The sequence below is a fragment of the Allobosea sp. P4_C6 genome, from assembly GCF_056402015.1.
In genome coordinates this window covers 146842-167496 of sequence record NZ_JBFUIF010000008.1, presented here as the reverse complement: position 1 = coordinate 167496, position 20655 = coordinate 146842, and the positions used below count along the sequence as shown (strand labels likewise).

Genomic DNA, 20655 nt, shown 5'->3' with positions numbered 1-20655 from the left:
GATTGAAGAGCGCGCCCCCGTGCGGCTCACGCGCTTGACCGGCCTTCCTCCCGCCCGATAGAGCCGGGTGCTGCGCAGGAGACGCCCGATGACCACGGCCGCCCGGATTGGAATCGTCACCGTCTCCGACCGCGCCTCGGCCGGCGTCTACACCGACGAGGGTGGTCCCGCGATCCGGGACTATCTGGCGAAAGTGCTGACTTCCCCGTGGGAGGCGGTCGCGCGCGTCATCCCCGACGATCGCAGGCTCATCGCCGAGACCCTGATCGAGCTCGCCGACCGCGAGGGCTGCTGCCTCGTCGTCACCACCGGCGGCACCGGCCCGGCCCCGCGCGACGTCACTCCGGAGGCGACCGAGGACGTGATCGAGAAGCCGATGCCCGGCTTCGGCGAATTGATGCGCCAGGTCAGCCTCGCCAAGGTGCCGACCGCGATCCTCTCGCGCCAGACCGCGGGCATCCGCGGCAGGACGCTGATCGTCAACCTGCCGGGGCGCCCGCGCGCTATCGCCGAATGCCTGGACGCGGTGATGCCGGCGATCCCCTACTGCATCGACCTGATCGAGGGTCCCTACCTCGAAACCGACCCAGCTTTGATCACCGCCTTCCGGCCGAAGAAATAGAAGCACGTCATGCTCGGGCTTGACCCAAGCATCTCCTGCCGAAAGAGACTCCCGCGCTTCGTCTTGCCTGAGATTCTCGGGTCTGAGCTTCGCTCCGCCCGAGAATGACGCTCTCGCCAAAGGCCGGGAATGGCGGAATTCACCCCGCCTGAAGCTCCTCGCCGATCGCGCGTACGAGCTGCGGCGAGAGTGGGTCGGTCGCCGCCGGAAAACCGCCGATCAAGGCGCCGTCGCGGCCGATCAGGTATTTGTGGAAATTCCAGCGCGGCGTCTCGGTCGGCCGCTCCGCCGCCGCCCAGCGATAGAAGGGATGGGCCTGCGGCCCACGCACCACGGTCTTCTCGACGAAGGCATAGGTCGCGCCATGGCTCTGGCGCCCCGCCTCGGCGATGGCGGCGCCGTCGAGCGGTTCCTGCCCGCCGAAATCGTTGCTCGGGACCGCCACCAGCATCAGGCCGCGCGTCTGGTAGCGCTGCCAGAGCTGCTCCAGCGTGGCCATCTGGCCGGCATAGCCGCAGCGCGTCGCCGTGTTGACGACGAGGATCGGCCGGCCGCGATAATCGCCGAGCGCTAGTCGCCCTCCGCCCGGCCGGTCGAAACCGAAAGCATGGGCATCGCTGCGTGCCTGGGCGAAAGCCATGCCCGGCATCGCCGCCAACGCACCGAGGCCCGAGATCACCGAGCGCCTGTCCATGCTTCGCCTCCCTCGTTCCGCACCGATACGTCGGCGGAGCGCAAACGGATGCGCCCCGGCAGCCTTTCGGCTCCGGGGCGCAGGGGCAAGGCAAATTCTCGCGAGCGGACGGCCAGCGAGCAAAAACTCAGCAGGCGAGGACCTTCTTCACCCGGACCTCGAGGTCACGCAGCTCATAGGGCTTCACCACATAATGGTCGGCACCATTGGTGGTCGCCTCGTCCATCTTGTCGACCGAGCGTTCCGAGGTCGCCATGATGATCTTGATCTGGTTGAGCTCCGGCACCGAGCGGATGGCGCGCAGCAGGTCGATGCCGCTCATGCCGTCCATGTTCCAGTCGAGCAGCAGCAGATCGTAGCGCTTGGTCTGCATCTTCATCAGCGCTTCGCGGGCGTTCTCCGCCTCGTCTATGTCCTGAAACTCGATCTGCTTCAGGAAATAGGTCGCCAGGCCGCGCATGCTCTTCTGGTCGTCGACCACCAGGATGCGGTACTCGCTTCTGGCCTTTGACATAACTTTCTCCTTACGCGCTCCGCAGGTTCGGGCGCTCGCCGATCAGCTGGCTGACCGCGGCCCCGATCTGGTCCAGCGGAACGACCCTGTCGGCGGCTCCCAACTCGAAGGCCGCTTTCGGCATCCCGTTTACCACGCAGGTCTCCCCACTTTGGATTAACGTCTCGGCCCCGGCTTTGCGCATAGCTAACAAACCGTCAGCGCCGTCGCGGCCCATGCCGGTGAGCAGGATGCCGACCGCATGCGCGCCGAGGCTGCGTGCCACGGAATGGAACATGACGTCGACGGAGGGCGAATGGCCGCTGACGAGCGGGCCTTCCTTGAGCACGCAGACGAGCTCGCCGCGCCGCTCCTCGACTTCGAGATGGCGCAAGCCCCCCGGTGCCACCACCGCCATGCCGGGCCGCAGCCGGTCGCCATCCGCCGCCTCGCGGACATCGAGCCCAGTCGCGGTCGCGAGCCGTGCCGCGAACTTCGCGGTGTAGCCGGGCGGCATGTGCTGCACCACGACGACCGGAAGCCTGAGATGGGCGAGGTCGCGCATCACCGTCTGCACGGCCGGCACGCCGCCGGTGGAGGCGCCGATCGCGATCAGCGAGGTCTTTCCGGCGCGCGCCGGCTCCCTCAGTGGCGCCGGGCGGGCGGGAGCGGTGATCTGAGCCATCTGGCGCGCGGCGGCGATCATCTTGCGGCTGGCCGAGGCGCGCTGCAGCGCCGCGACGAGATGCTTCATGAAGCCTTCGAGCGTGTGGGTCGTGCCATCAGGCTTCTCGATGAAGTCGATGGCGCCGAGCTCCAGCGCCTGGATGGTGTTGTCGGCGCCCGGCCCGCCGAAGGCCGAGACGATGAGCACGGGCAGCGGGTCCTGCTTCAGCACCCGCGCCAGCAGCTTGAGGCCGTGCCGCCCGGGCAGTTCGAGGTCGAGCGTCAACACATCCGGGCGCAGCGCCTGGATGGCGTCCCAGCCCTCCTCCGCGCTGCCGGCGACGCCGATCACCTTGAAGCCGGGCGCAGAGTCGATGATCTGCGTCATCAGCTTCTGCATCAAGATGGAGTCGTCGACGACCAGGACCTTGATCGGCGCTGCGGGGGACGTCGGCATGTTCATCACCAGACCTCCACTTCACCAGCCACGGGCTGGGTCTTGAGCCGGTTGAGATAAGCGATTTCCTGCTCGTGGCCGCTGTCGCGCGAGGTGGGCTGGACGTGCTGCACCCAGGCACGGCCCGTCGAGGGCTGGTAGTGGATGCGCCGCGAGCGCGTGCCACCCACATCCCGCGAGACGACGGGAATGCCCTCGACCTTCAGGAATTCGTTGACGAAGGCGATGTTGCCGTCGCCGATGGCGAGCATCGTCGCACCCGAGAGCACGCGCGCGCCGCCGAAGACCTTCGCCTCGAAATTACTGCGCCTCGCGCCGCGCTTGAGCAGGTCGTTGATCAGCACCTCCATCGCCGTGTCGCCATAGCGCTCGCCGGCGCTGGCATCGGCGCTGCCGTTGTTCTTCGGCAGCAGGAAATGGTTGAGCCCGCCGACGCCGATCTGCGGATCGCGCAGGCAGACCGAGACGCAGGAGCCGAGCACGGTCGCGACGATCTCGTCCTTGGCCGAGGTGATCTCGTGCTCGCCCGGCGCGACGGTGATGATCGTCGCCTCGAAGCGCGGGTCGAAATAGCGGCGAGAGGATCGTGAGACGCTCATGCTGTCCTCTCGTAGATGGTTCGGCCGATGAGGCGCAGGTTCGGATGCGGCTGCGGCAGCGATTCCGAATGGCCGAGATAGAGGAAGCCGCCGGGCGACAGCAGCGCGACGAACCGATCGAGGATCGAGGCCTTGGTCTGCGTATCGAAATAGATGAAGACGTTGCGGCAGAAGATGATGTCGAACGGACCGCTCATCGGCCATTTCTCGATCAGGTTCAGCCGCTTGTAGGCGACCAGCCGGCGCAGATCCTCGCTGATGCGGGCATCGCCTCGCCCCACCCCGCCTTCCAGCTTGAGCATCGGCTTCACATCGGCCGGCAGCCGCTCGAACAGCTCCGCCGGATAGATGCCGGCCTCGGCCCGCGCCAGGATGTCGGTGTCGATGTCGGTCGCCAGGATCTTGAAATCGAGATCGCTGCGCGCGCCCATGACGTCGCGGCAGGAGGCCGCGATCGAATAGGCCTCCTCCCCCGAGGAACAGGCGGATGACCAGATGCGGATGCGCCCGCGGCGCCCGGCCCGCTCCTGCAGCAGCCGCGGCATCACATCCTTGCGCAGATGGTCGAAATGGTGGCGCTCGCGGAAGAAGGCGGTGTGGTTGGTCGTTACCGCATTGATCAGCTCGGGCAGCTCTCCGGCTGCCTGCGGCGTCTTCAGGAAGGCGCAGTATTCGGCGACCGAGCCCATGCCGAGCGCCTTGACGCGACGCGCCAGCCGCCCGCGCGTCATCGCCTCCTTGTGCTCGCGGATGACGATGCCGGCTTGGTCGTAGACCAGCTTCGCGATGAAGCTCATATCGTCGCGCGTCAGGGTGATGTCGGCCATGGCGGGCTGGAGGGCGGCCATGCTGGAAAGCGATGTCGGTCTGGACATGCTTCAGCCTCCCATCCGTCCGCCTGCCGCGACACGGCGAGGCTGTGTCTGCAGGGGCAGGCGCGGCTCGGGCGCCATCGGGGCCGGCATCGCCCGGCGCGCATGCTGCGGCTCAACCCAGCGGGGCGCAGTTGTCGGGCGGAACGCATCGACGATCTCGCTCAACATCGCGACCTGCCCCGCGAGTTCGCCCGCGGCCTGCACGCCGCGCCCTGCCAGTTCGGCATTCTGCCGTATACCCTTGTCCACCTGAGACACGCTTCGGTTCACCCCACCCATGCCGTGGGCCTGCTTGGCGCTCACGGCTGAAATCTCGGCAACGGTCGTGGACACGCTGTTCACAGCGGCGACGATGCGGCCGAGCGTCTCGCCGGTCTCACGCACCAGCCCCACGCCTTCCGCGACCTGCCCGTTCGACGTTGCGATCAGGCCCTTGATGTCCTTGGCCGCCTGCGCCGAGCGTTGCGCCAGGGACCTCACCTCGGACGCGACCACGGCGAAGCCCTTGCCGGCATCGCCGGCACGCGCCGCCTCGACCGCCGCGTTGAGCGCCAGCAGATTGGTCTGGAAGGCGATCTCGTCGATCACCCCGACGATCTCGGAAATCCGCAGCGAGGAACTCTCGATCCGCTCGATCGCCCCGGCCGCCCGCGCCACCACGCTCTGGCCTTCCCGCGCCACGCCCATCGTGGTGCCGGCGAGATCGCTCGCCTCCCGCGAATGCGCGCTGCTGCGCCCGACCGATGCGGCGATTTCCGCCGCCGCGCCCGAGGCCTCGCCGAGATCCACGGCGATCTGGTCCGTGCGCATCGCGAGATCGGCGGCGACTGTGTTGACGTCGATGGCGGCGTGGGAGATCGACCCGGCGGTGGCGCGGATCATCTCGATCCGTTCGCCGAGCACGCCGAGCGCCTCGTTGATATCGTGCTGGATCTGGCCAAGCCGGCCCCGGTGGATGCCGCCCATGCGGCGCGTCAGATCACCCTCCGACAGCCCCTCGGCCACCTCGGCGATATCGGCGAAGGCATTGTCGAGCAACTCGTTGATCCGGTTCATGCCTCCGGCCATCCGGGCGAGCACCTCGGATTTGCCCTGCGCGCCGACGCGGCGCGAAAAATCGCCATCGAGGGCCGCCTCGATCAGCTGCGAGACCTCGGCTGCGGCGGCCAGTTCGTCGGTCAGCTCCTGCCACTCGACAGCGGTGCCGAGACTGCGGCCCTCCCCGCCTTCGATGGGCGTCAGCGCCAGGCAGATCGTCCGACGTCCGAGCGTCAGGCGGACGGACTGGCCGGCGGCGAGGCGATGCTCCCCGCGCACCCGCTCCATCACGCGCCCGAGCATGTCCTTGGCCGAGCATCCCGGGAAAGCGGCGCGGAAATCCTCCTGCGCCTCGGCGAAGAAGCGCAGAAGGCCCTTGCTGGCGTAGATGATCCGGCCTTCCGGATCGCAGATCATGACGTTGGCGCGGCCATGGTCGAGCGCTGCGCGCAGCCGCACGGCCTCCTGCCCCTGCTCGTGCAATGTGGCGAGTGCGCGCGACAATTCGGCTGCCTCGCCCGAGCCGGTCGCCGCCGGCAGCGCCCACTCACCGGCCTCCGCCAGGCGCGTCGCGGCACGCGAGACACCGGCCACGGAGCGGGTCGCGCCCCAGGCGGCGAGGCCACCGAGCAGGGCCACGGCGGAGACGCTCAGAGCCGCCATGACGGGCGTGCCTGTCGAGGCCGCGTAATAGGCGAGCCCGCCGGCAAGTGCTGCCGAGCCGGCCGCGGTCAGCGGCTGGCTGACCGAGAGTCGTGAAAAGGGGCCGAGCGCGCTGCCCATGGGGTCCGATCGTTTCTTGTTCTGGCCCGCTTGGACGCTACGCTCGGGCTTGTTCAAAAAGATGCTCAGGCAGCCCGGCTGGTCTTGAGCAGCGCTTCGCCGCCGCCGTCCCGGATCACCGCCGCCAGATCGAGCAGCGCCACGATGTCGCTGTCGAGCAGGACGAGGCCTTCGATCAGGCCATGCTCGTCGCGCTCCAGATCCGGCGCCGGGCGCACGGCCGAGACCGGCACGTCGACGATGTCAGAGACCGAGTCGACCAGCAGGCCCGCCGTCTTGTCCTCGACGTCGACGACGACGATGACATGCGTGGCGGAGGCATCGGTCACGCCCATGCCGATCGCGGTGCGCAGGTCGTAGACAGCCAGGATCACGCCGCGCAGATTGAGCACGCCGCGCACATGCGGGGCCGCATGCGGCAGCGGCGTCGTCGCCTGCCAGCCCTTGATCTCGCGGACCATGCCGACATCGATGCCGAAGGTGCGGTCGCCGACCTTGAAGGTGACGATCCGGCGCGCAGCCGATTCAGGCTGTGCGGACGAGAAGTGCTTTTCGCCGAGTTGGAGGGTCATGGTCATCCAGCCATTTTGAGGTCAGATTGAGGGTTCCGGCCGCCGGAAGCGGCGAGCCGCAGCATGGAGTCGATATCCAGGATCAGGGCGACGAGGCCGTCGCCGAGGATCGTCGCCGCCGAGGCGCCGTTGACCGCCCCGTAATTCGCTTCGAGGCTCTTCACCACGACCTGCTGCTGACCGACGATCTCGTCTACCGCGATGCCGACATTGTTGCCGCGTTCGGTCTCGGCGATGATGACGATGTTCTCGTTGGTCGTCCCCATCGAGCCCATCACGTCGCCCAGCCGGTAGAGCGGCGTCACCTCGCCGCGCCAGCGCAGCACTTCCTGGCCGAAGGGCAGCCGCTCGATCGGCGTCGACGCCAGATGCTGCGTCTCGATGACCGAGGCGATCGGGATGACGTAGCGATCGTCGCCGCAGCGGATCACCATGCCTTCCAGCACGGCGAGCGTCAGCGGCAGGGCGAGCGTGAACTTGCAGCCGCGCCCCGGCTCGGAATCGACGCTGATGCGCCCGCCGAGCGATTCGACGTTGCGGCGCACGACGTCCATGCCGACGCCGCGGCCCGAGATGTCGCTGACGGCTTCCGCCGTGGAGAGGCCAGCCGCGAAGATCAGCTGGTCGATCTCCTCCGGCTGCAGCCGCTCGTCGGCTCCGACGAGGCCGCGCGACTTGGCTTTCGCGAGCAGCCTGTCGCGGCCGATGCCGCGGCCGTCATCCGTGACCGAGATGACGATACGCCCGGCGCGATGCTCGGCGATGAGCTTGATCGTGCCTTCGGGGCTCTTGCCCGCGGCGATGCGGTCTTCCGGCGTCTCCAGCCCGTGATCCATCGAGTTGCGGATCATGTGGGTCAGCGGGTCGGCGAGCTCCTCGATGATCGTCTTGTCGACCTCGGTGTTCTCGCCTTCGAGCACGAGGCGCACTTCCTTGCCGAGCGTCTGGGCCAGTTCCCGCACCAAGCGCGGCATGCGCTGGAACACGGCCTTCACCGGCTGCGCGCGCACCGCCATGACATGGTCCTGCAGCTCGCGCGTCTGGCGCGACAGGGTCAGGATGCCCTCGGCGGTCTTGGCATGGACGTCATAGGGCAGCGAGCGCACGCATTCGACCAGCATCGACTGGGTGATGACGATCTCGCCGACGAGATTCATCAGCTTGTCGATGCGCTCGAGATCGACGCGCACGCTGACCGCCTGGCGCTGGCGCGTCGACTGATCATTGGCGGGCGCCCGCGGAGCGGCGCGAGCGGCAGCCGCCTCAGCCACAGGAGCCGGCGCGATTGCTGCCGCAACCGGCGCCACTGCCGGCACTGGGGCAACGTCGGGCTGACTCGCGGGCTCGGGAGATGCGCCGAGCTTCGCCAGGATTGCGGACAGATCCGCGGCCACGGAGCTCGATACCTCGGAGATTGCCGCGGCAGGCTCGGAGGCGGGCGTCGCTTCGATGGCCGGAGCCGTCGCGAGCATCTGGATCTCGAATTCCTCGTTGGCGAGGCTGAAATCGAAGCGGCCGTGCAGTTCCTCGACGGAAAGCTCGGTCTGCAGATCGACCTCGAAACGCATCCAGCAATCGGTGACGTCGAGGCTCTCCAGCGGCGGCACCTGGCTCAGGTCGCAGCGGATCGCGACGACATCGTCGACTGGCAACGAGCCGAGCACGACGCGCGGCTCTATCACGCGGCGGAACAGGTCGGTCTCCGGCACGATGCGCAGGCGAACGTTCTGTCCCGGCTTCACGGCGGCAGGCGCAGCCGCCACGGGCTCGTCGTCCCAGCCGTCATCGGCGGAGGCGGGCGCGGCGGTCTTCGCCTCGACCATGGCGAGCAGGTTGCCGAGCGCAGCGATGCCAATTGGGGCATCGTTGTCCGCGACAGGGGCGGCAGGCGCCGGAGCGGCGGCAGGTGCGGGTGCGGCAACGGGTGCCGCCACCGGGGCCTGCGGCTCCTTGCCGACCTGTTCAAGTGCGGCCAGCAGATCAGGCCGCTCGGTCGCGGGCTCGTCGTTGCGCGCCGCGGACACCAGATCGGCAACCGCATCGGAGCAGCGCAGGAAGAGCGAGAACGGCGCATCCTCGATCGCGACGCGGCCCGACCTCAGATGATCGAGCGAAGCCTCGAAGACATGCGCGAAGCCCACCAGCTCGGTGCAGCCGAAAGCGCCGGCGCCACCCTTGATCGAGTGGATGGCGCGAAAAGCGGCATTGACATCCTCAGGATCGGTCGAGCCCTCGTCGAGCGCCTGGAGCTTCAGCTCCAACGCCCCGTGAAGCTCTTCGCATTCCTGGAAGAAGGTCTGCTTGAGTTCTGCCAACGGATCCATCGGCCAACTTTCAGTTCTGGTAGCGCGCGACGAGGCCGAGCAGCGTATTGGGCTCGAACGGCTTGACCATCCAGGCGCTGGCGCCGGCGCGCCGGCCCTCGGCCTTGATCTCGGCGCCGTTTTCGGTCGTCAGCACGATGATCGGGGTGTTCTGGCCGGCCGGCCGCGAGCGGCAGGCGCGGGTGAACTCGATGCCGTCCATGATCGGCATGTTGAGGTCGGTGATCACGAGATCGGGCTTGAACTGGTCGAACTTGTTCAGCCCGTCCTCGCCGTTCTCGGCCTCGGCCACCTCGTGGCCGGCATTGCGCAATGTCAGGCTCAGCAGGCTGAGCAGGGTCTTGGTATCGTCGATGGCCAGGATCTTCATGCCTGTCACTCCAGAACGAGAGCGCTGTGAGCGGCATCGAAGCCGATCGCCCGCAAGGATTCGCGGCATTCCGAGGAAGCCGCCTTGAGCGTGACCGAAAGCCCCCGCGCCTTGGCGCTGGAAGCTGCGGAATGAAGGAGCTGGACCCAGAGGCTCGGCAGCGGGCCGGCCTCGGCGCATTCGACAGCGACGCTCTCCTTCTGCTCAAGCGCGACGAGCAGCTGGTTACGGAACGTCGCAGCCTCGGAACGACCGAGGAAGGGCGGAAGCGAAACGGTTATGACCATGAAGGGCGACCCAGGATTGCTCCCGGAGCATCGCAACAAACTGGTAAAAACTTCGCTAAATGCTGAGCTGCTCGTCAACACTCGTGTCGCTTTCACGACATTTGCGAGGCGATGCGGCGGGGATCAGAACATGCTGTTGCTGATGGCGCGCGGCACGAGCGTGATCTTGCCGTTCGCTTCCCGGTATTTCCGGGGCATGTTGATGATGCCCGACAGGTGCAGCCAGAGGTTGTTCGGCGAGATCGGCTTGGTGATGATCTCATGCGCGCCGAGCTTCGCCGCCTGCAGGACCGATCGGCGGTCCGGCCGTTCCATCATCACCAGCACCGGCGCCTTGGCGAAGGGCGAGGTCTTGAAGGAGCGGATGGCGGCCAGGCATTTGACGCTGCCGCCATCGGGAATGTCCCAGTCGAGGATGACGATGTTCGGCTGCTTCTGCAGGAACGTCGTCGCCGCCGACGACAGGTCCGAGGCCTCGAAGATGCGGTTGAGCTGCGTCTGATACAGCATCGTGCGGATGAGCCGCCGGTAATGCGGGCTCGGGTCGATGAGCAGCACCGACAGGTTCGGGAAGGATGGCGCGATATGCATGGCGCTGACTCGGAACTCGCTTACTCAACTCCGCGGGCCGGCATGGAATAGGCTAGACCTTCAGCCCGAACCGGAAACCGCCCCAGTGCCGACCCTTCACCAGGATCGGCGCCGACAGGTCTTCCATCACCAGGAACTGTCCGCCGCCCATGTCCCGCCGATAGCTTTGCAGCAGGAAGGGCTTGCGATTACGCGCTGCGGCAAGCCCCGTCCGGTCGTCGAAGATGCGCCGGTTGCGGCAATTGGCGTTGTTCCACACGGGATCGCCGCCCTGAGCCTGCGAATATTTGCGGTTATGCGTCGGCAGGAAGCCGTTCCGGTCCACCGCCGCGCAGAACACGATACGCCCGTTCAAGGTCAGCAGCTTTTCCTGCAACGGCGGCAAGAGACGGTCGGTCAGCGCGACGAAGCGCGTCATATGCTGGACCGGATCGGAGCCCTGTATCGGCCGATAGGCCTCGTCGAACAGGTCGGCCAGCGTCACCTCGCCGCGCGTCAGCGCCGCCTCGAACATCTCGCCGATCGTGCCGGCCGTCTCCATCACCGTCGCGATCAGCTCCGACTGCGCGGTCCTGACGCCCGAGGCGGCGATCGATCCGAGAATGCCCTCGCTGATCGCGACCAGCGCCTCGGTGCGCTGCACCGCCTGCTCCAGGATATCGGTCGAGGCATCGACCCCGGCCACCAGCCCGGCGAGGTCATGCCCCGCCTTGGCGCAGGCCTCGGCATTCTCCCGCGTCGGCCGCGATACCGCCTCGATCTCGCCGATCAGCTCGACGACCGAACGGCCGAAGCTGTCGAACTCGCTCATCTGCTGCGAGATCGTCCGGCTGCCCTCGCGGGCGCGCTGCGCGGTCTGCGCGGTCTCCTGGCTGCGGCGCGAGAGCGCGTTGACGGCCTTGACCAGCAGGTCGAGCTGGGCGGCGCTCGCCGCCGTCGCCTCGCGGGTCTGCTCGGCCAGCGCCTTCACCGCGGCGGCGATCACCGCGAAGCCCTTGCCAGCCTCGCCGCTGCGGGCGGCCTCGACGCCGGCATTGATCGAGAGGAGCTGGATTTCGCGGGTGATGGATTGGATCGCATCGCTGGAGGCGCGAGCCTTGTGGGCATCGCTGACCGCCTGCGCCAGCGCCTGCGACATCGACTGCGCCTCCTGCGACAGCGTCTCGATATCGGTCTGTGCCGCGTTGAGGCCGAGCTTGACCGAGCCGGTCACCCGCTCGAGGCCGCTGCGCACTCCGGAAGCCGCGGCCTGCGCGCCCTCCGCCGCCTGCCGAATCGCATGGTTGGCGCGCGAGACCTGCTCGACGGCGCCGACGACTCGCCTGAGCCCGGTGGTCTGGGTCTCGAACTGCTGGGTCACGTCCCCGATTCGGCCAGAAACATCGGTGATTTCGGCGCTGAGCTTGCCGAAGCGGTCGGCGATCTCGCGCACGGCACGCTCCGCGCCCGTCTCCACAACCGCGCGCGCCGGCGCGTCGAGAGATGGCGCGACCTCGGCGAACGGGGCGTCGAGGATCGGCAGATCGGCCTTGAGAGCCAGTGCGTGCATGCGAGGCGTTCCCTGAACCGACGGAATTCCTTCCAGACCGTAGTAAAACGCGGTAAACCGCTGGTTAAGAAGGCATTCCGGACGTTAAAAGCAGTCTGGCAACCGGCAGGCCCGTCACATGGCGGCCCGTCGGCGGCCCGGTGGACTGCCGTCGATCCGGGAGGCGGCACCGTGTCGGAACCCTCTCGACCTTCGAACGTAGACCCAACGATCATCACCGCCGGCGGTCGCCGGCGATGCCAGCCACGAAGCTTCACACTGGAGAACGTCATGACAGAGTTTTCGGTCTTCTCGCGCCGTGCCGTTCTCGGCTTCGGCATATCGGCCCTGACCGCAGCCGCCGCGCCGAAGGTCTGGGCGCAGGCCGCTGCGCCGGCCGCGCCGACCGGCCCCTTCTCGCTGCCGAAACGTGCTTACGAGGCCAATGCGCTCGAACCGCATATCGACGCGGCGACCATGGACATCCACTACAACCGCCACCATGCGGCCTATGTCGCCGCGCTCAACAATGCGGCCAAGGACAATGGCGTCATCGCCAAGGCCTCGGTCGGGGAACTGCTCGCCGATCTCAACCAGCTGCCCGAGAACCTGCGCACGCTCGTGCGCAACAATGGCGGCGGCCATGCCAACCACACCATGTTCTGGGAGGTGATGGGCCCGGGCGCCGGCGGCGCACCGACGGGCGACGTCGCCGCAGCGATCACCAAGGACCTCGGCGGGTTCGACAAGTTCAAGGCCGATTTCGAGGCGGCGGGCCTGCGCGTCTTCGGCTCGGGCTGGGTCTTCGTCACGGTCGACAAGGACGGCAAGCTCGCGCTGCTCGCCAAGCCGAACCAGGACAGCCCGATCATGGAGAAGCAGATGGTGCTCTTCGGCAACGACGTCTGGGAGCATGCCTATTACTTGAAGTACCAGAACCGCCGGGCCGACTACCTCAAGGGTTGGTGGAACGTGGTGAACTGGGCGAAGGTCAACGAGCGCTACGCCGCTGCCAAGGCCGGCAAGCTCGCGATCTGAACCGCAGCGGACAGACCCGTTTCAAGCAGCAAGAAAAGCGCCTGCGCGCGGCCGGTCGGCTGCGCGCAGGCACAAGGTCATCCTCAGGATGCTCGGGATCAGGCGACCCCGACGCTGCCGTAGACCATGCGGCCGCGATGGAAGGTGGCGCTGCGCTCCGGAATGCGCGCGACGGCCTCGGCCGAGCAGCTGGCCGGGACCAGCGTGAAGGCGGCATCGTCGCCGGCCTTGGGCCAGGCCCGCTTGCCGCTGTCGTCGAGCGGCAGTACGCCGCCGGTCGCTATGGCCATGGCGCGCGACAACCGGAACTCGTCGCTGCCCCGGTAGATCTGCGCGTAGAGGTTCGCCTTCTCCAGCATGTCGCCCTTGCCGAAGGGCGACCAGTGATCGACGACGCTGTCGGTGCCAGTCATCACGAAGACGCCCTTCTCGCTCAGCTGCGGCAGCGGCATCGTCAGGCTTCCCAGCGGCACGGTCGAGGCGATGGTCATCTGCTGCGCCGCCATGCGCCCGATGGTCTCCGCCAGCGCGCCGGCAGGCAGCGTGGTCAGAGCGAAGGCGTGGCTGATCGTCACCTTGCCGCGCAGGGCCGGGCTCTTCTCCACGGTGTCGATCATGTAGTTGACCGCCGCGACGCCGGCCGGATTGGTCTCGTGCAGGTGGATATCGACGCCCTTGCCGGTGTCGAGGGCGATCTGGAACATGGCGTCGAGCGACTTCTCCATCGCGCCGTCGACATTGGTCGGGTCGAGCCCGCCGACATAGGCGACGCCCATCTTCATCGCCTCCCGCATCAGGCCGTCGACCTTCGAGAGCAGCAGCCCGTGCTGCGGGAAGGCGACGATCTCGCATTCGAAGTCGTCGCGATGGTTCTCCAGCGCGCGCTGGAGATGCTCAAGGCTTTTGAGGCCGCTGACCGGATCGATGTTGCAATGGCTGCGGGCCACCGTGGTGCCCTTGGAGTGCAGCAGGGCGATCAGCGCCTCGGCACGCTGCTGCGAGGTCGGCAGCAATTGCGGAATCAGCTTCTCCTCGCGGGCGATCATGTCGAGGATCGTCTTGCCCTGCCGCGGCAGCGGCGCCTGCCATGGGCCACTGTAGAAGGTCTTGTCGAGATGGATGTGCATGTCGCGCATCGCCGGCAGGGCGAGCTGGCCATGGGCCTGGTAGCGGGGCACGCCGACAGGCAGGGTCGCTCCGGCCGGATGCAGCGCGGCGATCTTTCCGGCCTTGATCTCCAGCGTGTAGAGCGCCGTGCGCGTGCCGATGACGACCTCGCCGTCGCGCTCGAAGCCTTCCTCGAGCCGCACATCGGTGAGGCAGTAGTGCTGGTCCGTCAGTGAGCCGACACCGGCTTCGGACACCGGCCGTGCCGGGGTGGCCGCAGCCGGCGCGGCCTGGGCGGCGCCGCTCGCCAGTCCGGCGACGGCATAGGCGGTGGTGAGTTTTCCGGTCTGGCTGAGAAAGGCCCGTCGGCTGTGGTGATGCCCGGTTTCCATGGCTTTGTCCGTTGCCTCGCTGGTTGCGTTTCCGCCCCTGAATTACGCTTGGGCAGCTCGGCTTGGCAGCGATATTTGCCAATCCTGGCTATTCGAAACGGCAATACTGCGTGCCGGCAGCATCTCGCTCACCAATCCAGCCGGCAGAATCCGGCCAGCCGCTCCGCCAGCACGATGGCGGCGGCGGGCGCGTTGTCGCGATAATAGAGCGCCAGCTCGAAATCCGTGATCTCCGGCAAGCCTTCCGCCGTTCCCAGCGTTCGGTGGCCGGGCAGGCGGCAGCTCGCGGGCAGCAAGGTCACGCCCAGCCCGGCAGCGGATGCGGCGGCCAGCGCCGCGAGGCTGGCGCTGCTGTAACCCACGCGCCAGCGGATACCGAGGCCGTCGAGCGCCTGGCAAAGCTCGTCGCGGTAGAGCCCGTTGAGCGGGAAGACGACGAGCGATACCGGCGCGCGTTCGATGGCGGGGTGAGCCAGGCTGTCCAGCCACAGCAAGGGCTCCTGCCGGGCGGCACGGGGCGGCTGGCGCCGGCGCTGCTTGACCAGGATCAGGTCCAGCTCCTCGCGGTCATAGGCGCTGCGCAGGTCGGCGCTGAGGCCGCTGGTGACATCGAGCCGCAGATGCGGCTGCTCGCGGCTGAACGCGGCGAGCAGGTCGACGGTGGGCACCGTGAAGTCCTCGGGCATGCCCAGCCGCAGAACGCCGTCGCGCCAGATGCCGGTCAGCGCGTCATGCGCCTCCTCGTTCAGCGCGATGATGCGCCGCGCGTAGCTCAGCAGCCTGCCGCCCTCCTCAGTCAATTCCACCTGATGCGAGGATCGCTCCAGCAACGGCTTGCCGAGCAGATCCTCCAGTCGCCTGACCTGCTGGCTGACGGTGGATTGCGAGAGGGAGACGCGATCGGCGGCGCGGGTGAAGCTCAGGGTCTCGCACACCGCGACGAAGCTGAGCAGCAGCTGCGGGTTGAACATCGGATAGCGATTCATGCGCCCGCCGCCTGCAGCACCTCGCCGAAGATATTGGTGGGCCGGGCCGGACTCGAACCGGCACCGGCGCTGTTATGAGCAGCGAGCTCTAACCATTGAGCTACCGGCCCGTCACTCGCCTAGCATCGCCCGAGGCCGGCAAGCAAGGCGGGAGGGGCACATCCAAAAGGAAAAGGCCTCGCGGCACGCCGCGAGGCCTCATGTTCGTCCGAGCTTTCAAGCGGATCAGGCCGCCGTCGCCATGTCCGACCGGCCCTGATGACCGGCGGCATGCCCCTCGCGGAAGGTGAAGCGGGCGATGTGCTCGGTCAGCGCGCGGGTCTGCTCGTCGGTCAGCGCCAGTGCCGCGTTGGTCTCCTCGACGAGCGCCGCGTTCTGATGCGCCATCGTACCGATGCCGTCGATCTCGGTGTTGATCGCCGAAACGTCGGTGGCCTGGTTGCGGGCGGTCTGCGAGATGCCGTTCATCAGCCCCGTCAACTCGTTCACCGAGGAGACGATCGCGCCGAACATGGCCGAAGTCTCCTCGACCAGGCCGACGCCGACCTTGACGTCGCCATGCGCGGCCTCGACCAGCTTCTTGACGTCGTTGGACGCATCGGCCGAGCGCTTGGCCAGGCTGCGCACCTCGGTCGCCACCACCGCGAAGCCCTTGCCGGCGTCGCCGGCGCGAGCCGCCTCGACCGCGGCATTGAGCGCCAGCAGGTTGGTCTGGAAGGCGATCTCGTCGATCATCGCGATGACCTCGGAGATCTTGCTCGACGACTGGCGGATGCGCTGCATCGCCTGCAGGGCCGAGGCCACCACCTTCTCGCCCTGCTGCGCGCGTTCCTCCGCGCCCTGCGCCATGCCGGTCGCCTGGGCCGCCTCGGTCGCAGTCTTCTTCACCGTGCCGGCGAAGGCGCCGAGCTGGTTCGTCGCCATCGAGACGGCGTTGCTCTCCTCGCTGGTGCGCTCGGCGAGATCGGTCACGCCGTCGAGGATCTCGCTGGTCGCGCTGCGCACCGCCGAGACGGTCTCGGCAAGCCGCGCAAGCGTGCTCTCGAACTCCTCGGCAAGCGCGTTCGTGCCGTCCTTGAGCTCGGCGAAGGCGCCCTGATACAGCCCCTCGATGCGGGCCGAGAGATGCCCCGCCGAGAGCTCCGCCAGAACCTCGCAGGTCTCCGACAGACCGGCGCGCACCGTCTCCAGCAGCGTATTGACCGAACCGGCAAGCGCATTGAGCTCTGCATCGGCGAACTGCGCCGAGACCCGCTGGCTGAAATCGCCGGCCGCGGCGGCAGCCACGACCACGCCGAAGGCCTCGCCCAGCTCCTGCATCATCTGCTGGCGCTGCTCCTGCGCCCGGGCCTGATCCTCGATCTTGGCGACCTCGGCGGCGCGCAGCGCCACCGCATTATCCCGGAAGAGCAGCACACTCTTCGAGATGTCGGAGATCTCGTCATTGCCCTTGGTGTCGACCGCCGTCTCCAGCGCGCCGTCGGCGATGGCCCGCGTCGCCGACCAGAGGCGGTTGAGGCGACCCACGATCATCGGCCGGACATAGAACAGCGACAAGGCCAGCGCGATCAGCAGCGAGCCGAGCCCGATCCCGCCGAGCCAGAGCTTGCTCTGGTCGATCAGCGAGGAGGTCGCCTCGCCCGAAGAGACAGCCTCGCCGCGTGCGGTGCCGACAAGCTCGTTCACCTGGCTGCGGACGGCCTCGGCCGCGACATGGGTCTGCTTGAGGCCGGTCTCGATCGCGGCGCGGGTTGCGAGATCGCGCTCGCGGATCGCGATCAGCCCGCTCTGGCCTTCGCCGAGGTCGATCACGGCGTTGACCGCCTGGCCGCGCGCCGCATTGGGCTGCAGCTTCTGCGCCGCGGAGAGGAAGCCGCGAACCTGCCCGAGGATGGCGCTGAAGCGCGCCTTGGCGTTGTCCAGCTTCTCGCGGTTTTCGATCTGCGAGATTTCGCGCAGCAGGCCGACGAGCTCGCTCACCTGGAGCTGGAGCGCCTGGGCCGTCTGCAGCGCGGCGAGGTCCTTGTCGATGATGTTGGCCAGCGCTTCCTCGACCTCCTTGCCGGTGAGCTGCGTCGCGCTGGCGATGTTCATCTTGACGTTGAACTGCGCATCGCCCGTCTCGAAATCGGCGAGGGCGGTGAAGCCTTCGCGCGCCTTCGAGAGCTGGCCGAGCGCCTCGCCCTGCTCCGATGCATTGCGCAGGCGATCGCCGGTGAGGTCGTTGATGTCGTTGATCTGGCGCGACAGCATGTCGATCGCCGCCTGGGCCTTCGCCTTGTCGACCTTGCCCTGATCGGCGATGCGACGCAGCAGGTCCATCTGGCGGGCCTCGACCTTGTCGAGCTCACCCGTCAGCGTCGAGCGCTGCTGCACCGTCTCGACCTCGCTGAAGCGCGCCGCCAGCGCCGTCGACTGCGTGGCCGCCTGCGAGAGCTCGAGCGCGAGCTCCACGACAGGCATCTTCTGCCCGACGAGGTTGGCGAGCGTCTGGTCGACGCGGTCGTAGGAGAACCACGCGACCGAGGAGGAGACGAGGGTCAAGGCGGTCATCATGCCGAGGGCGGCATAGATCCGGGTTGCGATGCCGATCCGCAACGGCGCGCCCTCACGCGTGGGCTTGGCTTTCGTCATGAAGTCGTACTCCGGATATCCGCAACGCTGGAGAAGGAATTCAAGGGAACGGGGTCTACCAGGCCGCTGCCGGGCCACGACGGTTCGATCGCGTCATAGCAATGGGAATCCCCGCCCTCCCCTGGCCTGACGGCCAGGCGGCTGGTTCCGCACGCGGCATCGAATGGACATGGAATCCCCCGGCCGGGTCCCTCCCGGTCTGTGGAGCGCAGCATTGTCCAAGCGCGCTTAAAGAACGCTTAAAAGTGGATTCTTTTGAATCACATTGTCCGAGGGCGGCTTCACGCCCTGTTAGGAATTCGGGCGCCCCTCAATCCCCGGCCGGCTTCGGCACCGGGCGCGGGCGGCCCTCCTCGTCGATGGCGACGAAGGTGAAGGTCGCGTCGGTGACCTTCTCGTGCAGGGTCGTGCGGAAGCGCTTGGCCCAGGCCTCGACATGGATCCGCATCGACGTCCGCCCGACCGACTCGATCTCGGTGTAGACGCTGAGCACGTCGCCGACTTTCACAGGGTGAATGAAGGTCATCGCCTCGACCGCGACCGTGACCACGCGCCCCTGCGCCTGGTCGACGCCGGCGATACCGCCCGCCTGGTCCATCCGCGACATCACCCAGCCGCCGAAGATGTCGCCATTGGCATTGGTATCGCCCGGCATGGCGATGGTCCGCACGGTCAGCGTGCCGCGCGGCTCGTCTTCATGGCGCTGGTCGGCTTTGGTCATGGGTATCCTGCAAGGCATGCGGGGAGATCCGCAGTGCGATGATGGCGAGGCTGCCGCCGGCAGGCAAGTGACCCGAACCCTTTGCCTCGCCCGGCGTTACCGGCGACAATCGCCGAGGCCCCGCCAACGAGGATCGCCGCCATGCCCAGCCCCGCGCCGTCCAGCCCGGAACCAATGATCTGCATCTCGTTGCGCTATGCCGACGCCCCGCGGATGTATGACTGGCTGATCGAGGCCTTCGGCTTCGAGAAGCACGCCGCCTATTATTCGGAGGAGGGCAAGACCCTGCTCCACGGCGAGCTGCGGATGGGCGGCAGCTACATCATGCTGGGCTCGTCCGAGGGCAACGAATTCGGCAAGCTCGTCTCGCGGCCCGCCGAGCTCGGCGGCACCACAGCCTCACCCTATATCGCGACCGACGATATCGATGCGCGCTGCGAGCGCGCACGCAAGGCCGGCGCCGAGATCTGCATGGAGCCGACAGACCAGCCCTATGGCAGCCGCGACTTCATCTGCAAGGACCCGGAAGGGCATGTCTGGTGCTTCGGCACCTATCGTCCCGGCGCGCCGACGAGCTGAGCCGGCGACGAGGCCCGCCGCGACCGCAGCATCAGCCAGCAGACCACGCTCAGATTGACGAGGTTCCAGGCGAGCCCGTTCAGGAAGGCCATCCGGTACGAGCTGAAATAGTCGAAGATGACGCCGGACAGATAGCCGCCGACCGCCATGCCGAGAACCGTCACCGACATGACCAAGCCGATGCGCACGCCGGCCTGCTTCGCCGGCAGGTATTCGCGGATGATGACGGCGTACATCGGCACGATGCCGCCCTGGAACAGCCCGAAGATGGCGCTGACGACATAGAGCGACTGCAGCCCGTCGAACCAGAGATAAAGGAAGAGCGCGACGCCCTGCATGAGGGAGCCGAGCGCCAGCGTCGCCACGCCGCCGATCCGGTCCGCGATGAAGCCCGAGCCGATGCGGCTGACGATGCCGAGAAGCATCATCAGCGAGAGCATCTCGGCGCCGCGGGCGACGCCGTAGCCGAGGTCGCCGCAATAGGCGACGATATGGACCTGCGGCATCGCCATCGCGACGCAGCAGGCGAAGCCGGCGACGCAAAGCAGCAGCTGGAGCTGTCCGGCGCTGAGGCCGAGATCGCCGCGCGCGCCCGCGCTGTGCGCCTCGGCCGCCGCGAGCGTCGCGGCTGCCGGCTGGCGGCGGAAGAATGGCGCCAGCGGCAGCATGATGACGAGCGCCGCGACGGCGATACCGAAATGGGTCGCGCGCCAGCCATGATGGGCTAGTCCCCAGGTGATGATTTGCGGCCAGACCACGCCGGCGAGATAGCTGCCGGACGCGCCGCAGACCACGGCGAGCCCGCGATGCCGGCGGAACCAGTGCGACAGGTCGGAGATCAGCGGCGAGAAGCCCGCCGCGCTGCCCATCCCGATTAGCAGCCCATGCGCCGCCGCGAACTGCCAGAGCGAATGCGACAGGCCCGCCGCGGTGTAGCCGGCGGCGAGCAGCAGCGCGCCGGCGATGATCGGCACCGAGATGCCGTAGCGGTCGGCGACGCGGCCCATGACGATCTGGCCCACGCCGAAGCCGAGCATCGCGCAGGTATAGGGCAGCGAGGCGCCGGCCCGCAGCGTGTCGAACTCGCCCTGCATTGCCGGCAGCACCACCACGACCGACCAGGAGCCGACGCAAGCGACGGTGCCGACCACCAGCGCGACGGCGAGGCGCAGCCAGGCATAAGGAGAATCCGGTTGGTAGCGGTCGGCAGGCTGGGACATGTTTCCTCGGCAGCCACTCGTTCGGAGGTGACTCTTCTACCGGCAGCTTTAGCGCCTGAGGCGGGCCGGACAAGCGCAC

Annotated in this window: 20 protein-coding genes and 1 tRNA gene; 3 read left to right on the top strand and 18 right to left on the bottom strand. The window is 67.7% G+C overall.

Going from position 1 to position 20655, the window contains the following annotated elements; all coding sequences use genetic code 11:
- The first annotated feature begins 88 nt into the window (after positions 1-88).
- Positions 89-622, top strand: a complete 534-nt coding sequence (gene mog / locus AC1DVA_RS08555; protein WP_265054213.1) for a molybdopterin adenylyltransferase — start codon at positions 89-91, stop codon at positions 620-622.
- 139 nt (positions 623-761) lie between these two features.
- On the opposite strand, the gene AC1DVA_RS08550 is transcribed toward mog, so the two are convergent.
- The 12 genes from AC1DVA_RS08550 to AC1DVA_RS08495 all read right to left on the bottom strand — a co-directional run bounded on the left by AC1DVA_RS08550 (position 762) and on the right by AC1DVA_RS08495 (position 11920).
- Positions 762-1316, bottom strand: a complete 555-nt coding sequence (locus AC1DVA_RS08550) for a glutathione peroxidase (RefSeq protein ID WP_476805599.1) — start codon at positions 1314-1316, stop codon at positions 762-764.
- 127 nt (positions 1317-1443) lie between these two features.
- Positions 1444-1830, bottom strand: a complete 387-nt coding sequence (locus AC1DVA_RS08545; RefSeq protein WP_110488895.1) for a response regulator — start codon at positions 1828-1830, stop codon at positions 1444-1446.
- Positions 1831-1840: 10 nt separating this feature from the next.
- On the bottom strand, positions 1841-2938 hold the full coding sequence (gene cheB / locus AC1DVA_RS08540; protein ID WP_476805598.1) for a chemotaxis-specific protein-glutamate methyltransferase CheB: 1098 nt from the start codon (positions 2936-2938) through the stop codon (positions 1841-1843).
- Positions 2938-3531 (bottom strand): chemoreceptor glutamine deamidase CheD, encoded by a 594-nt coding sequence (locus AC1DVA_RS08535; protein WP_265054216.1) that lies wholly within the window; start codon positions 3529-3531, stop codon positions 2938-2940. The genes cheB and AC1DVA_RS08535 overlap by 1 nt, the downstream gene beginning before the upstream one ends.
- Positions 3528-4406, bottom strand: a complete 879-nt coding sequence (locus AC1DVA_RS08530) for a CheR family methyltransferase (protein WP_265054217.1) — start codon at positions 4404-4406, stop codon at positions 3528-3530. Before AC1DVA_RS08530 ends, AC1DVA_RS08535 begins: the two co-directional genes overlap by 4 nt.
- Before the next feature lie 3 nt (positions 4407-4409).
- Positions 4410-6227, bottom strand: a complete 1818-nt coding sequence (locus tag AC1DVA_RS08525; protein ID WP_265054218.1) for a methyl-accepting chemotaxis protein — start codon at positions 6225-6227, stop codon at positions 4410-4412.
- A gap of 65 nt (positions 6228-6292) precedes the next feature.
- Positions 6293-6805: a chemotaxis protein CheW gene (locus tag AC1DVA_RS08520; protein WP_265054219.1), complete on the bottom strand. Its 513-nt coding sequence runs from the start codon at positions 6803-6805 to the stop codon at positions 6293-6295.
- Entirely contained in the window at positions 6802-9123 is a 2322-nt protein-coding gene (locus AC1DVA_RS08515) for a chemotaxis protein CheA (protein ID WP_476805597.1), read from the bottom strand. The genes AC1DVA_RS08520 and AC1DVA_RS08515 overlap by 4 nt, the downstream gene beginning before the upstream one ends.
- A gap of 10 nt (positions 9124-9133) precedes the next feature.
- On the bottom strand, positions 9134-9493 hold the full coding sequence (locus AC1DVA_RS08510; RefSeq protein ID WP_265054221.1) for a response regulator: 360 nt from the start codon (positions 9491-9493) through the stop codon (positions 9134-9136).
- Positions 9494-9498: 5 nt separating this feature from the next.
- The gene (locus AC1DVA_RS08505) at positions 9499-9780 is read right to left on the bottom strand and encodes an STAS domain-containing protein (RefSeq protein ID WP_476805596.1); all 282 of its coding nucleotides are present in this window, start codon (positions 9778-9780) and stop codon (positions 9499-9501) included.
- A gap of 123 nt (positions 9781-9903) precedes the next feature.
- Complete coding sequence (locus tag AC1DVA_RS08500; protein WP_265054223.1) at positions 9904-10371, bottom strand: response regulator; 468 nt, start codon at positions 10369-10371, stop codon at positions 9904-9906.
- Positions 10372-10423: 52 nt separating this feature from the next.
- On the bottom strand, positions 10424-11920 hold the full coding sequence (locus tag AC1DVA_RS08495; protein WP_476805595.1) for a methyl-accepting chemotaxis protein: 1497 nt from the start codon (positions 11918-11920) through the stop codon (positions 10424-10426).
- A 270-nt stretch (positions 11921-12190) separates the two neighbouring features.
- On the opposite strand from AC1DVA_RS08495, the gene AC1DVA_RS08490 reads away from it, so the two are divergent.
- On the top strand, positions 12191-12937 hold the full coding sequence (locus tag AC1DVA_RS08490) for a superoxide dismutase (RefSeq protein WP_265054225.1): 747 nt from the start codon (positions 12191-12193) through the stop codon (positions 12935-12937).
- A gap of 98 nt (positions 12938-13035) precedes the next feature.
- Here AC1DVA_RS08490 and AC1DVA_RS08485 read toward each other — a convergent pair whose 3' ends face one another.
- The 5 genes from AC1DVA_RS08485 to AC1DVA_RS08465 form a co-directional block, all read right to left on the bottom strand.
- A complete protein-coding gene (locus AC1DVA_RS08485; protein ID WP_265054226.1) occupies positions 13036-14436 on the bottom strand; it encodes an amidohydrolase family protein in 1401 nt (466 codons plus the stop codon).
- A gap of 128 nt (positions 14437-14564) precedes the next feature.
- Entirely contained in the window at positions 14565-15422 is an 858-nt protein-coding gene (locus AC1DVA_RS08480) for a LysR substrate-binding domain-containing protein (protein ID WP_265054227.1), read from the bottom strand.
- A gap of 34 nt (positions 15423-15456) precedes the next feature.
- Positions 15457-15532: transfer RNA gene (locus AC1DVA_RS08475), tRNA-Ile, on the bottom strand.
- A 115-nt stretch (positions 15533-15647) separates the two neighbouring features.
- A complete protein-coding gene (locus tag AC1DVA_RS08470; protein WP_265054228.1) occupies positions 15648-18056 on the bottom strand; it encodes a methyl-accepting chemotaxis protein in 2409 nt (802 codons plus the stop codon).
- 310 nt (positions 18057-18366) lie between these two features.
- Positions 18367-18777, bottom strand: a complete 411-nt coding sequence (locus tag AC1DVA_RS08465; RefSeq protein ID WP_265054229.1) for an acyl-CoA thioesterase — start codon at positions 18775-18777, stop codon at positions 18367-18369.
- Between the two features lie 141 nt (positions 18778-18918).
- On the opposite strand from AC1DVA_RS08465, the gene AC1DVA_RS08460 reads away from it, so the two are divergent.
- Entirely contained in the window at positions 18919-19356 is a 438-nt protein-coding gene (locus tag AC1DVA_RS08460) for a VOC family protein (RefSeq protein WP_265054230.1), read from the top strand.
- Here the strand turns inward: AC1DVA_RS08460 and AC1DVA_RS08455 are convergent.
- Positions 19329-20576: an MFS transporter gene (locus AC1DVA_RS08455; protein ID WP_265054231.1), complete on the bottom strand. Its 1248-nt coding sequence runs from the start codon at positions 20574-20576 to the stop codon at positions 19329-19331. The two genes, AC1DVA_RS08460 and AC1DVA_RS08455, sit on opposite strands and share 28 nt — an antisense overlap.
- Positions 20577-20655: the final 79 nt, after the last annotated feature.

Bases quoted from the DNA above. Each gene is read 5' to 3' on its own strand.
- AC1DVA_RS08480 (WP_265054227.1), bottom strand. From the start codon at position 15,422: ATGAATCGCTATCCGATGTTCAACCCGCAGCTGCTGCTCAGCTTCGTC.
- mog (WP_265054213.1), top strand. From the start codon at position 89: ATGACCACGGCCGCCCGGATTGGAATCGTCACCGTCTCCGACCGCGCC.
- AC1DVA_RS08550 (WP_476805599.1), bottom strand. From the start codon at position 1,316: ATGGACAGGCGCTCGGTGATCTCGGGCCTCGGTGCGTTGGCGGCGATG.
- AC1DVA_RS08530 (WP_265054217.1), bottom strand. From the start codon at position 4,406: ATGTCCAGACCGACATCGCTTTCCAGCATGGCCGCCCTCCAGCCCGCC.
- AC1DVA_RS08520 (WP_265054219.1), bottom strand. From the start codon at position 6,805: ATGACCATGACCCTCCAACTCGGCGAAAAGCACTTCTCGTCCGCACAG.
- AC1DVA_RS08490 (WP_265054225.1), top strand. From the start codon at position 12,191: ATGACAGAGTTTTCGGTCTTCTCGCGCCGTGCCGTTCTCGGCTTCGGC.
- AC1DVA_RS08495 (WP_476805595.1), bottom strand. From the start codon at position 11,920: ATGCACGCACTGGCTCTCAAGGCCGATCTGCCGATCCTCGACGCCCCG.
- AC1DVA_RS08500 (WP_265054223.1), bottom strand. From the start codon at position 10,371: ATGCATATCGCGCCATCCTTCCCGAACCTGTCGGTGCTGCTCATCGAC.
- AC1DVA_RS08535 (WP_265054216.1), bottom strand. From the start codon at position 3,531: ATGAGCGTCTCACGATCCTCTCGCCGCTATTTCGACCCGCGCTTCGAG.
- AC1DVA_RS08505 (WP_476805596.1), bottom strand. From the start codon at position 9,780: ATGGTCATAACCGTTTCGCTTCCGCCCTTCCTCGGTCGTTCCGAGGCT.
- AC1DVA_RS08455 (WP_265054231.1), bottom strand. From the start codon at position 20,576: ATGTCCCAGCCTGCCGACCGCTACCAACCGGATTCTCCTTATGCCTGG.
- AC1DVA_RS08525 (WP_265054218.1), bottom strand. From the start codon at position 6,227: ATGGGCAGCGCGCTCGGCCCCTTTTCACGACTCTCGGTCAGCCAGCCG.
- AC1DVA_RS08485 (WP_265054226.1), bottom strand. From the start codon at position 14,436: ATGGAAACCGGGCATCACCACAGCCGACGGGCCTTTCTCAGCCAGACC.
- AC1DVA_RS08515 (WP_476805597.1), bottom strand. From the start codon at position 9,123: ATGGATCCGTTGGCAGAACTCAAGCAGACCTTCTTCCAGGAATGCGAA.
- AC1DVA_RS08510 (WP_265054221.1), bottom strand. From the start codon at position 9,493: ATGAAGATCCTGGCCATCGACGATACCAAGACCCTGCTCAGCCTGCTG.
- cheB (WP_476805598.1), bottom strand. From the start codon at position 2,938: ATGAACATGCCGACGTCCCCCGCAGCGCCGATCAAGGTCCTGGTCGTC.
- AC1DVA_RS08545 (WP_110488895.1), bottom strand. From the start codon at position 1,830: ATGTCAAAGGCCAGAAGCGAGTACCGCATCCTGGTGGTCGACGACCAG.
- AC1DVA_RS08460 (WP_265054230.1), top strand. From the start codon at position 18,919: ATGCCCAGCCCCGCGCCGTCCAGCCCGGAACCAATGATCTGCATCTCG.
- AC1DVA_RS08465 (WP_265054229.1), bottom strand. From the start codon at position 18,777: ATGACCAAAGCCGACCAGCGCCATGAAGACGAGCCGCGCGGCACGCTG.
- AC1DVA_RS08470 (WP_265054228.1), bottom strand. From the start codon at position 18,056: ATGACGAAAGCCAAGCCCACGCGTGAGGGCGCGCCGTTGCGGATCGGC.